The 11,978-nt window shown below is 67.4% G+C and carries 7 protein-coding genes and 1 tRNA gene; 3 read left to right on the top strand and 5 right to left on the bottom strand.

The window, feature by feature from the left end; all coding sequences use genetic code 11:
- Positions 1 to 16: 16 nt before the first annotated feature.
- The 3 genes from ACV22Z_RS01370 to ACV22Z_RS01380 all read left to right on the top strand — a co-directional run bounded on the left by ACV22Z_RS01370 (position 17) and on the right by ACV22Z_RS01380 (position 6,775).
- Entirely contained in the window at positions 17 to 205 is a 189-nt protein-coding gene (locus ACV22Z_RS01370) for a 4-oxalocrotonate tautomerase (protein WP_448074526.1), read from the top strand.
- A gap of 195 nt (positions 206 to 400) precedes the next feature.
- Entirely contained in the window at positions 401 to 5,257 is a 4,857-nt protein-coding gene (locus ACV22Z_RS01375; RefSeq protein WP_448074527.1) for an NAD-glutamate dehydrogenase, read from the top strand.
- A gap of 255 nt (positions 5,258 to 5,512) precedes the next feature.
- The gene (locus tag ACV22Z_RS01380; RefSeq protein ID WP_448074528.1) at positions 5,513 to 6,775 is read left to right on the top strand and encodes a multidrug effflux MFS transporter; all 1,263 of its coding nucleotides are present in this window, start codon (positions 5,513 to 5,515) and stop codon (positions 6,773 to 6,775) included.
- A 136-nt stretch (positions 6,776 to 6,911) separates the two neighbouring features.
- Here the strand turns inward: ACV22Z_RS01380 and ACV22Z_RS01385 are convergent, their stop codons facing one another.
- From ACV22Z_RS01385 to ACV22Z_RS01405, 5 genes are all read right to left on the bottom strand, one after another.
- Positions 6,912 to 7,955: a Vgb family protein gene (locus tag ACV22Z_RS01385; RefSeq protein ID WP_448074529.1), complete on the bottom strand. Its 1,044-nt coding sequence runs from the start codon at positions 7,953 to 7,955 to the stop codon at positions 6,912 to 6,914.
- A gap of 285 nt (positions 7,956 to 8,240) precedes the next feature.
- Positions 8,241 to 8,325: transfer RNA gene (locus tag ACV22Z_RS01390), tRNA-Leu, on the bottom strand.
- A gap of 246 nt (positions 8,326 to 8,571) precedes the next feature.
- A complete protein-coding gene (locus ACV22Z_RS01395; RefSeq protein ID WP_448074530.1) occupies positions 8,572 to 9,432 on the bottom strand; it encodes an arylamine N-acetyltransferase family protein in 861 nt (286 codons plus the stop codon).
- 102 nt (positions 9,433 to 9,534) lie between these two features.
- On the bottom strand, positions 9,535 to 10,221 hold the full coding sequence (locus ACV22Z_RS01400) for a hypothetical protein (RefSeq protein ID WP_448074531.1): 687 nt from the start codon (positions 10,219 to 10,221) through the stop codon (positions 9,535 to 9,537).
- Between the two features lie 272 nt (positions 10,222 to 10,493).
- Positions 10,494 to 11,978, bottom strand: coding sequence for an amidase (locus ACV22Z_RS01405; RefSeq protein WP_448074532.1), 1,485 nt, complete (start codon positions 11,976 to 11,978; stop codon positions 10,494 to 10,496).

The raw sequence follows: 11,978 nt of genomic DNA on the forward strand, positions 1-11,978 counted from the left end.
GACAGGAGAAACCCGCATGCCGACTTTCAATATCCAGCTGTTTGAAGGCCGCACCGTCGAACAGAAGCGCCAATTCGTCGAAGCCATCACGCGCGTCACGTGCGAAACGCTCGGCTGCGAGCCGGGCTCGGTCGACATCATTCTCACCGACGTGAAGAAGGAGAACTGGGCGACGGCCGGCAAGCTGTGGAGCGACGAGCGCTGAGCCGACCCGGCTTCCGCCCGCGCAGGAGGAACCTGGCGCGGGCGGTACGCGTTCGCGCCGCGGTAATGTCTGAAGGTTGCGCCGGTTGAGTCGCACTGCGCGCAATGTGCGCCCGCACATGGCTTTGTCACGCATTCGGAGCATAATGGCGCACTGACGAAGCAGTCGATGGCCACCCGATCAGGAGAACGTGCCATGGAAGCGAAGAACGAAGAAGTCGTCGCACACCTGCTCTCCGATGTCGTCGAATTCGCGCGCGAGCGGCTGCCCGAAGCGACATTCCGGATCGTCGAACCCTTCCTCTGCCATTACTACGACTTTGTCGACGCCGACGACCTGCAAAGCCGCGGCATCGCCGATCTCTACGGCGCCGCGATGGCGCACTGGCAGACCGCGCAGAAATTCGTACCCGGCAGCGAGCGGCTGCGCGTGTACAACCCGATCCTCGAACAGCACGGCTGGCACTCGGACCACACGGTCATCGAGATCGTCAACGACGACATGCCGTTCCTCGTCGATTCGGTGTCGATGGCCGTCAACCGCCTCGGGCTCGCGATGCACTCGGCGATGCACCCCGTGTTCCGGATCTGGCGCGGCAAGAACGGCGGCATCGAGCGGGTCGACGTGGGCGGCGCCACCCCCGACGACGGGCATTCGCAGCTCGCGTCGTTCATCCACTTCGAAGTCGATCGATGCGGCGACGCAGCAATGCTCAACACGCTGCGCAACGATCTCGCGCGCGTGCTCGGCGACGTGCGCGCGTCGGTCGAGGACTGGCCGAAGATCGTCGACATCGCCCGCAATACGATCAAGGAAATGAAGGGGCGCGAGACGAGCGCCGAAGACATCGAGGCGCGCGCGTTCCTCGAGTGGATGGTGGCCGACCACTTCACGTTCCTCGGGCAGCGCGACTACGCGCTCGTGTCGAGCGGTGCCGGCTTCGCGCTGCGCGGCATCGAAGGCTCGGGGTTCGGGATCCTGCGCGAAGCGCTGCGCGCGCCCGGCACACCGGACGAAACGCCACTGCCGCCCGCCGCGGCGGAAATCATTCACGGCACCTGGCCAATCTTCCTGACCAAGGCGAATTCGCGCGCGACCGTGCACCGGCCCGGCTATCTCGACTACGTCGGCGTGAAGCTGGTCGGCCCCGACGGCAAGGTCTGCGGCGAGCGGCGCTTCATCGGGCTCTACACGTCGACCGCCTACTTCGTTTCCTGCGCGGAAATCCCGATCGTGCGCCGCAAGTGCGCGAACATCGTGCGCCGCGCAGGCTTCCTGCCGAAGGGGCATCTCGGCAAGTCGCTCGTGACCGTGCTTGAAACCTATCCGCGCGACGAGCTGTTCCAGGCCGACGAAGACCAGCTGCACGACATCGCGCTCGGCGTGCTGCGCCTGCAGGAGCACCAGCGCACGCGCCTGTTCGTGCGGCGCGACCGCTTCGACCGCTTCGTGTCGTGCCTCGTGTACGTGCCGCGCGACAAGTACAACACCGACCTGCGGCGGCGCGTCGCGCGCCTGCTCGTCGATGCATTCAAAGGCGTCCACGTCGAATTCACGCCGCTGCTGTCGGAATCGGCGATCGCGCGGATTCATTTCGTCGTGCATGCGGATCCGGGCACGATGCCCGACGTCGATACCCGTGAACTCGAGACGCGGCTCATACAGGTCACGCGCCGCTGGCAGGACGACGTGTCCGACGCGCTGCTCGACGCATTCGGCGAAGAGCAAGGCAACCGCCTGCTGCAGCGCTATGCCGACTCGTTCCCGGCCGGCTACCGCGACGACTATCCAGCGCGCACCGCGGTGCGCGACATCGAGCTGATCGAGCGAGTGAAAGGCACCGAGCGCCTCGCGATGAACCTGTACCGGCCGATCGAGGCAGAAGCGCGCGCGTTCCGCTTCAAGGTGTATCGCTCAGGCGACCCGATCGCGCTGTCGCGCAGCCTGCCGATGCTCGAGCATCTCGGCGTGCGCGTCGACGAGGAGCGGCCGTACCGGATCCAGACGCAGGATGCGGCGCCCGCGTGGGTGCACGACTTCGGCCTCGAACTCGCGGACGATACCGAATTCGACATCGAGCGCGTGAAGGGACTGTTCGAAGACGCGTTCGACCAGATCTGGAGCGGCCGGATCGAGAACGACGATTTCAACCGGCTCGTGCTGCGCGCGCATCTGAGCGCGCGCGAGGTCACGATCCTGCGTGCGTATGCGAAATACCTGCGGCAGGTCGGCTCGACGTTCAGCGACGCGTACATCGAGCGTGCGCTGACCGGCAATCCGGCGATCGCGCGGCAGCTCGTCGAGCTGTTCGTCGTGCGCTTCGATCCGCGCACCGGCGGCACGCGCACCGACGGTACGCACGACAGGCAGGCCGAACAGCTGCTGAAGGCGATCGAGACCGCGCTCGACCAGGTGCCCAATCTCGACGAGGACCGGATCCTGCGCCAGTTCCTCGGCGTGATCAACGCGACGGAGCGCACGAACTATTTCCGGCACGACGCGAACGGCGACGCGAAGCCCTACCTGTCGTTCAAGTTCAATCCCGCGAAGGTGCCCGGCCTGCCCGAGCCGAAGCCGATGTTCGAGATCTGGGTGTACTCGCCGCGCGTCGAGGGCGTGCACCTGCGCGGCGGGCGCGTCGCGCGCGGCGGCCTGCGCTGGTCCGACCGCCGCGAGGATTTCCGCACTGAAGTGCTCGGCCTGATGAAGGCGCAGATGGTGAAGAACGTCGTGATCGTGCCGGTCGGCTCGAAAGGCGGCTTCGTCGTGAAGAACCCGCCGCCGCCGAGCGACCGCGAGGCGTGGATGCGCGAAGGCGTCGCGTGCTACCAGACGTTCCTGCGCGGCCTGCTCGACCTCACCGACAACCTCGCCGGCAATGCGATCGTGCCGCCGCCGGACATCGTGCGGCACGACCCCGACGATCCGTATCTCGTCGTCGCGGCCGACAAGGGCACCGCCACCTTCTCCGACTACGCGAACGGGATCTCGCACGAATACGGCTTCTGGCTCGACGACGCGTTCGCGTCCGGCGGCTCGGTCGGCTATGACCACAAGAAGATGGCGATCACCGCGCGCGGCGCTTGGGAATCGGTGAAGCGGCATTTCCGCGAGATGGGCATCGACACGCAGACGACCGATTTCACCGTGGTCGGCATCGGCGACATGTCGGGCGACGTGTTCGGCAACGGGATGCTGCTGTCGCCGCACATCCGGCTCGTCGCGGCGTTCGATCACCGGCACGTGTTCCTCGATCCGAACCCCGATCCGGCCGTGAGCTTTGCCGAGCGCGCGCGGCTCTTCGCGCTCGAACGGTCGAGCTGGGCCGACTACGACACGGCCGCGATCTCGGCGGGCGGCGGCGTCTATCCGCGCAGCGCGAAGACGATCCCGCTGTCGCCCGCGGTCCAGGCCGCGCTCGGCATCGATGCGTCCGCGCTCACGCCGAGCGAGCTGATCCGCGCGATCCTGCAGGCGAACGTCGACCTGCTGTACAACGGCGGCATCGGCACCTACGTGAAGGCGGCCCGCGAGACCCACCTGCAGGTCGGCGACCGCGCGAACGACGCGGTGCGCGTGAACGGCTCGGACCTGCGCTGCAAGGTCATCGGCGAAGGCGGCAACCTCGGCTTCACGCAATTCGGCCGCATCGAGTTCGCGCAACGTGGCGGACGCATCAACACCGACGCGATCGACAACTCGGCCGGCGTCGACTGTTCGGATCACGAAGTCAACATCAAGATCCTGCTCGGGCTCGTGCTGGCCGACGGCGAGATGACCGAGAAGCAGCGCAACGCGCTGCTCGCGGAGATGACGGACGAGGTCGGGCTGCTCGTGCTGCGCGACAACTACTACCAGACCCAGGCGTTGTCGATCGCCGGCCGCTACACGGTCGAACTGCTCGATGCGGAAGCGCGGCTGATGCGCTGGCTCGAACGCGCGGGCCGCCTCAACCGCGTGATCGAGTTCCTGCCGACCGACGACGAGATCGCCGAGCGCCAGGCCGCGAAGCTCGGCCTCACGTCGCCGGAGCGCGCGGTGCTGCTCGCGTACAGCAAGATGTGGCTGTACGACGCGCTGCTCGAATCCGACGTGCCGGAAGATCCGCTCGTCGCCGGGATGCTGGTCGACTATTTTCCGAAGCCGCTGCAGCAGCGCTTCAGCGAGCCGATGCGCCGCCATCCGCTGCGCCGCGAGATTCTCGCGACGCACCTGACGAACGCGCTCGTCAACCGCGTCGGCTGCGCGTTCGTGCACCGGCTGATGGAAGAGACCGACGCGAAGCCGGGCGACATCGTGCGCGCATGCATCATGGCGCGCGACGTGTTCGACCTCGATGCGGTGTGGCGCGACATCGACGCGCTCGACAACCGCGTCGCCGACGACGTGCAGGCGCGCATGTTCGTCGACGTCGCGCGGCTGCTCGAACGCGCGGCGCTGTGGTTCCTGCGGCATCTGCAGGCCGGCGCGATCGGCGACGGCGGTGTCGGCGAACTGCTCGCGCGCTGCCGCGATGCCGCAGAGCGGCTCGCGCCGCGGCTGCCGTCGCTGCTGCACGCCGCCGATCTCGACGCGCTGTCCGAGCGGCAGCGCGTGCTGGTCGACGCGGGCGTCGACAGCGCGCTCGCGGCGCGCGTCGCGAGCGGCGACATCTCGGCGGCACTGCTCGACATCGCCGAGGTGGCCGCGACCTGCAACCTCAGCCTCGAACTCGTCGCAGGTGTGTACTTCGCGCTCGGCACGCAGCTCAACTATGGCTGGATCAGCGAACGCGCGGCGGCACTGCCGACGCCGACGCACTGGGACATGATGGCGCGCGCGGCGGCGCTCGCGGAGATCGCACGCCTCAAGCGCACGCTGACCACGAGCGCGCTCGCGGAAGCCGGGGAATCGGCGGCGCCGGATGCGATCGTCGACGCGTGGCGCGGGCGGCGGGAAGCGGCGCTCGAGCGTTATGCGCAGCTGCTCGCGGATCTGCGCGCGACGGGTGGGGCCAGCCTGTCGGTGCTGCTCGTGATCGCGCGGGAGATGGCGGTGCTGGAGCGGGCTTGACGGGAGCGGTGCGGTAGCGGCGGCTGCATCGGCCGGCGTTTGGCGTTTGGCGTTTGGCGTTTGGCGTTTGGCGTTTGGCGTTTGGCGTTTGGCGTTTGGCGATCGCCATCGTCAGTCAACCTCGCGCCCGCCATGGGAATCCGGTCGAACGGCGCGACAACAGGCACAATACGCGGCAATGGCGCCGCCGTACGCGTGTTCGACATTCGAACCGCGCAACGATGCGTCGCCGAAATCCGATCCCTCATTGCCGTCATGACCCAAACGCCCTCCGACCGCGCGGCCACGCCCGCGCGCGCTCCGAATTCGCCGCGCTTCCTGCTGCTCCTGATCTGCCTGTTCGCATCCGCCGGACAACTCGCGATCGACATTTACGTGCCCGCGCTGCCCGCGATGGCGCGCTACTTCGCGACGTCGCCGCAGGCGATCCAGTCGAGCGTGTCCGGCTACATGGCCGCCTACGCGTTCGGCCAGCTCGTCTTCGGGCCCGTCGCCGACGCCTACGGGCGCAAGCGCGTGCTGGCCTTCGGGCTCGTCATCTACACGATCGGCTGCGTGCTGGCGCTCACTGCGTCCAATCTGGAAACGTTTGTGCTGGCCCGCTGCCTGCAGGGCTTTGGCATTGCCACGACGAACCTGCTCGCGAAGGCAATCGTCACTGATTCGTTCCGCGGACAGGCGCTGATGCACGCCTTCACCTACATGTCGATCGCGTGGGGGCTCGCGCCGATCGTTGCGCCGGTGATCGGCGCGCACCTGCAGACGTGGTTCGGCTGGCAGGCGTGCCTCGTGTTCCTGCTCGTCTATTCGCTCGCGATGTGGGCGCTGCTGTGGCGCTACCGCGAGACGTTGCCGAAGCCCGTGCACCTGCAGCCGCGCACGCTGATGACGAACGCGGGCAAGGTGCTGTCGAGCCCCGTGTTCCAGAGCTGCTTCCTCGCGCAGGGGCTGTGCTACAGCATCCTGCTCGTGTTCAACATCGTCGGCCCGTTCATGGTGCAGACCACGCTGCACAAGCCGCCGACCTATTTCGGCTACCTCGCGCTGGGGATCGGGATGATGTACTTCCTCGGCGGCCTGTCGAACCGCGTGCACGGCGCGGGCCTGCCGAGCGCCGAGCGCCGGCTGCAGATCGGCGCGCGCGTGATGGCTGGCGCGTCGATCGCGATGCTGGTGCTCGCGCTGACGGTCGGCCTGCAGGTCTGGACGCTCGCGACGCCCGTGCTCGTGATGGGATTCTGCGCGGGCGCGATGTATCCGACGCTGATGGCGAAGGGCAATTCGCTGTTCCCGCACATCGCGGGGCTGACGAGCGCGATCCTTGGGTGTGCGCTGCTGCTCGTGTCGTCGGCGATGATGGGGCTCGCGGGCTTCGTGTCGGTGCAGGTGCTGACGCCGCTCGCGGCATTCTTCGTGATCCTCGCGCTCACCGTCGTCGCGATGGTGACGAAGCTGCTGCGCCATCTGGCGCAGATGCAGCCCGAGGCTGTCGCGAGCGGCAGCGGCGAGGCAGCGTAAACGGCTGGCGCCGGCAATTCGACAACGCGCCCCATTTCATTGCTTGCCGATCGGCACGACACGCGCTGAAATCCACCCCGTTTACTGACGGCACGTGGCGTTGCAGTTCGGTGAACCGCGTCACTGCCCCATACCGTCAGTCGCTGCCCGCGTCGGCTGCCCGTGACCGGTAGCGCAGCAAATGATCGGTGCCCGATTCGGACAGCCACACGTCTCCCTGGCGCCCCATCATCTGGCGGACATTCGCATGCGGGCGCGGCAGCGTCAGCACGTCGAACTTCCCGGATTGCGGATCGAAGCGCACGAGCGCGTTGGCGCTCCATTCGCTGAGCCAGACGATGTCCCGGTCGTCGACGAAAATCGCGTACGCATGCGGATCATGGCCGGGCAGCGGCCATTCGCGCCACCGATGCGTCGCCGGGTCGAACATGCCGACTTTCCCGGCGTTCCACTCGCTGATCCAGACCCGCCCTTTCGAATCGGCCCACACGCGGCGTGCGCCCTGTTTCGGTGTCGGCGGATCGATGACCTGCGCGGCGCCGCTCGCGGGATCGATGCGGCCGAGATAGCTGCCGGCGAGCGACGCGAAGTACAGGCTGCCGTCAGGCGTCACGCAGATGCCGTAGGCCCCCGGCCCGCGCGGCGCGTCGAACACGCGCATCTTCGCGCTCGCCGGGTCGAGTTCGCCATAGACACCGCTTTGCCCGGTAAACCACAAATGCCCGCGCTTGTCGAAGACCGCGGTGTTCAGGTTGGCGTCGGGCCGCTCCCTCGGCAACGGGAAAAGCTTGACGGCAAGCGTCTTCGGATCCACACGCACGATCGCGTTCTGGCCGCCGTCCGTGATCCATGCCGCCCCGTCCGGGCCGACGATCACGCCGTGCGGCGCCGATCCGTTGCCGAGCGGCACATGATCGATCCTGCCGCTGCGCGGGTCCAGCCGACCGGCCTCGCCCTTCGCCTGCGCGGTGTACCACACGCGGCCGTCGGGTGCCGGGGCGACGTCGTGCGGCGCGCTGCCGTCAGGGACGGCGAAGCTGTCGAACGGCGGCGACTGTGCGTAGGCAAAGCCTGTCGTGAGCACGGTGCTCATCAACAGCGACGGAAGCGCCAGAATCAGCCCGAATCCGCGCATCCCGCGCGCTGCCGTGGCCACCTTGCCTTTCGCGATTTCCAGCATGGCCGCCTCCATGTTCCGGAACGAGTTTCAAAGTAGACAACGTTTTGATTGTTGCACTGATCCCGGTGCCGGTACGTGGCTCGGTGGGCAGCGGTCGTTCGGGTGATGGAGAACGGAAGATGACCGACAGCGAAAATGCATTGCGGTGGTCAAGATGTCATCGAGCGACGACGGATGGAATGAGTTGAATCGTTTCGATCGACTTGCGATCGTCAATCAACCGCAAGCGTGCCCCTGAAATGAAAAATGCCAGCCGCGCTAAGCGCGGCTGGCATTCAATATCTTTGGTGCCGACGGCGAGACTCGAACTCGCACAGCTTTCGCCACTACCCCCTCAAGATAGCGTGTCTACCAATTTCACCACGTCGGCACTGCGTGCAACCCGGGTCGCTACTGCCGTTCCCCGTGAGTCGCCTCAAAAAAGCGAATTCTATCCTGATTTCCAGAATTGTTCAACAGGCAAACGACGGGACTTTAGTTTTTTGTTTCGAGATGTCCTTGCCCGGTGCGCTCGCAACCACAATGAAGCATCGCCCCTCGACGGACCGAGTCAAACCATCCGCAATGTGCGCGCCCGTTCACGGCTGTCCGGACTTTCTGCAACGGCGCCCCTTCGTCACCGCTCCGCGGCCCGAGCCCGCGCGCCAAGCACCGTCCCCCGCTCCGCCACCCGCGCAAACAGCGCATCGACATCGAATCCCGTCGTATCGATCCCGATCGTGTCGCGCAGGCATGCGCCCCACGCGGCCGCGTCTTCGAATATCCGCGTCTTCCCCGCCCCCGCCGCATCGCGCAACGTCAGCGCCGTATTGAACAGCGTCGCGCGGCCGTCGGGCAGCACGCGGCATGCGATCAGGTCGTGCACGAACAACGAATCCGGATACGTCGACGTGAACCAGTTCGCGGCCTCGTAATCGATCCACTCGGCGCGCTTCAGCGAAAAGCGATACGTCGTCTGCCAGCCGTCCGGCGTCTCGCATTGCATGTCGAGCTCGCCGTCCACCGGCGCGTCGACGACGCGGAACGCGCCGTGCGGCGTCAGTTGCCGTTCGCCCGGCGCGTAACGCAACGGCGCCGTCAGCGTTGCCGTGCCGAAGCCGATGTCCGCGAACCACACGTCGTCATCGAGATCGACGCGCAGCAGCATGTGCGTTTGCGCGGTCACGTCTTCCGGCGCACGCATCCAGCGCACGCGCGCGATCAGCGGCGTCACGCGAAAGCCGATCGTCGTGAGTGCCGTATGGAACAGCTTGTTCAGCTCGAAGCAGTAGCCGCCGCGCCGCCGCGCGACGAGCTTCGCGACGACCGACGGCACGTCGAGCGCGACGCGCGCGCCGGTCAGCGGGTTGAGGTTTTCGAACGGAATGGCCTGCGGGTGCAGCAGGTGGATGCGGCGCAGCACATCGAAGGTTGGCGCGACGGAGCCGTCGTAGCCGATGCGCGCGAAATAGCGGGAGAGGTCGAACGAGTCAGTCATGAGCCGGCACGGGTAGCGGGGACGCCACACGATAGCACCGGCCGAAATCCCCTTGCAACGCAAGGTCATCGTAAGCGACGGCCTTGCGCGTGACGGTCGTCGTTACGGCAGCAGCTTGAGCGCCGACGCCGCGACCGACGGCACCGAGATACCCTGGCTCGTCGCGAACTGCACGGCCTGGCTCAGCGTCGATGCGAGCGATTGCAACTGGCCGGGCGCGCTTTGCGCGATGTACGACGCGGCCTGCATGTTTTGCGGATTCATGCCCGATTGCAGCAGCGACGCCGCATTCGCCGAACCGAGGCTGCCGAGCCCCGACTGAAGCTGCGAGTACTGCGTGAGGCCCTGGCCGAGCGACGCGAGGCCGTTGCTGAACGCCTGCTTGTCGATCGGGCCGTGCGACGCGCCGCCGTTCGCGAACGCCTGCCCCAGCGCCTGCGCCACCGACTGCTGCGCGCCACCCATCTGCGACAGCGCGGCCGGCGTCAGCGCATTGCCGCCGCCCAGCAGGCCCGCGGCCTGCTGGGCCTGGCCGGCCGCGCCGGTGAGCCCCATCGCCGACGCGAGCGACGACTGCCCCGTCAGCACCTGCTGATTCGCGCCGACATAGGCCTGCAGCAATTGCCCCATGCCGCCCTGCACCGGCGCCGCCGGCTGCTGTCCGCCGCCGAGCAGCGACGCGCCCAGCGATTGAAGATCGAGCTGCGCGTGTGCGGCACCGCTCAGCAGCGCGCCGCAGACGATGCCCGCCCACGCCAGCCGCTTGCCCGTCGCGCGAATCGTGTTCATGTCCTGTTCTCCGTGCCGGAAATGATGAGGCGGATATTGTCGAAGCGCGCCGCACGGTGTCGCAACGATTGATACACATCGAAACGAAATCGCGTTGGCCGCCGGCTTGAAATTCCGTCGTGAAGCGGGACTGACGCGCGTCGCGTCCGCTGTGCCGCCTGCCTGCGCTGCTGTCGTACGTGACGTTCTGATCGATGTTGCGGGTGCGTGTCGCACACCGCCCGATGCGTGGCCGACATGCGTACCGGCACACCGCGCCCGACAATGGCTGCTTACGCGGCCATCCACGCCGGCTGCCGCTTGCCGACCCAGTCGGCCGCCTGTTCATAACCGTGCGCGAGCTGCAGCACCGCCAGATCCGCGCGCGGCCGGCCGATCAGCTGCATCCCCATCGGCAGCCCGGCCGCGTTGAAGCCGACCGGCACGTTGATCACCGGGCAGCCCGCAAGCGTCCACGGCACGACCGTTTCCATCCAGCGGTGATAGGTGTCCATCGTGCGGCCCGCGATCTGTTGCGGCCACCGCGCGTCGACGTCGAACGGGAACACCTGCGCGGTTGGCGCGGCGATGAAATCGTAGCGGTCGAAGAAGCCGAGCAGCGTCTGGTACCACGCGGTGCGCTCGACGCTCGCGTCGAAGATCGCCTGAGCGGACAACGCGAGCAAGCCCTCGACCTCGAAGATCGCCTCCGGCTTCAGCAGCGCACGACGTGCGGGATCGCGGTAGTGCGCGAGCAGGCCGCCGCCGGACAGGAAGTGTCGGTGTGCGAGCCAGATCCGCCAGATCCGTTCCGGCGAGAACGCCGGCAGCGCGGCATCGACGTCGCAGCCGAGCTCGCGCAGCGTCGCGAGCCCCGTCTCGCACTGGGCAAGCACGCCCGGCTCGGTCGCCAGATAGCCGTTCCAGTCGCCGACCCACGCGATGCGCTTGCCGCGCAGGTCCGTGTCGAGTGGCTGCGCGAACACGGCCGGATCCTCGGCGAGCGACAGCGGATCGTGCGGATCGTGGCCGGCCTGGATCGCCAGCAGGTTCGCGACGTCGCCGACAGTCCGCCCCATCGGCCCTTCGATCCCGAGCTGCTGGACAAACACGTCGACGCCCGGCCAGCGCGGCACGCGGCCTTGCGACGGCCTGAAGCCGACGATGTTGCAGAACGCGGCCGGATTGCGCAGCGAGCCGCCGAAATCGCTGCCGTCTGCAACTGGCAGCATCCGCGACGCGAGCGCGGCCGCCGTGCCACCGCTGCTGCCGCCGGCGCTCTTCGTCAGGTCGTACGGATTGCGCGTCGCGCCGTAGACTTCGTTGAACGTGTGCGACCCGAGGCCGAATTCCGGCGTATTGGTCTTGCCGATGAAGACCGCGCCCGCGGCGCGCATCCGCGCGACGCCGACGGAATCGGCCTGCGGCACGTTCTGCCGGAAGATCGGCGAGCCGAATGTCGTCACGATTCCGTTCGTCATCGCGAGATCCTTCGGCGCCTGCGGGATGCCGTGCAGCCAGCCGCGATACGCGCCGCGCGCAAGCTCGGCATCCTTCTGCGCGGCCTCGGCGACGAGCGCATCGCGGTCGCGCAGCGCGACGATCGCGTTGACCGCGCCGTTCACGCGCTCGATGTGGTCGAGGTACGCGTTCATCGTCTCGACGCACGAAACATCCTTGCGGCGGATCGCCGACGCGAGTTCGCCCGCCGACAGGCGCACGATCGGATCGACGGTGATGGAAGCGGGTGCGAGAAGCGACGGGGCACCGTGCGGCAT

The organism is Burkholderia sp. PU8-34 (assembly GCF_053427725.1).

Bases quoted from the DNA above. Each gene is read 5' to 3' on its own strand.
- ACV22Z_RS01370 (WP_448074526.1), top strand. From the start codon at position 17: ATGCCGACTTTCAATATCCAGCTGTTTGAAGGCCGCACCGTCGAACAG.
- ACV22Z_RS01375 (WP_448074527.1), top strand. From the start codon at position 401: ATGGAAGCGAAGAACGAAGAAGTCGTCGCACACCTGCTCTCCGATGTC.
- ACV22Z_RS01380 (WP_448074528.1), top strand. From the start codon at position 5,513: ATGACCCAAACGCCCTCCGACCGCGCGGCCACGCCCGCGCGCGCTCCG.
- ACV22Z_RS01385 (WP_448074529.1), bottom strand. From the start codon at position 7,955: ATGCTGGAAATCGCGAAAGGCAAGGTGGCCACGGCAGCGCGCGGGATG.
- ACV22Z_RS01395 (WP_448074530.1), bottom strand. From the start codon at position 9,432: ATGACTGACTCGTTCGACCTCTCCCGCTATTTCGCGCGCATCGGCTAC.
- ACV22Z_RS01400 (WP_448074531.1), bottom strand. From the start codon at position 10,221: ATGAACACGATTCGCGCGACGGGCAAGCGGCTGGCGTGGGCGGGCATC.
- ACV22Z_RS01405 (WP_448074532.1), bottom strand. From the start codon at position 11,978: ATGCCGCACGGTGCCCCGTCGCTTCTCGCACCCGCTTCCATCACCGTC.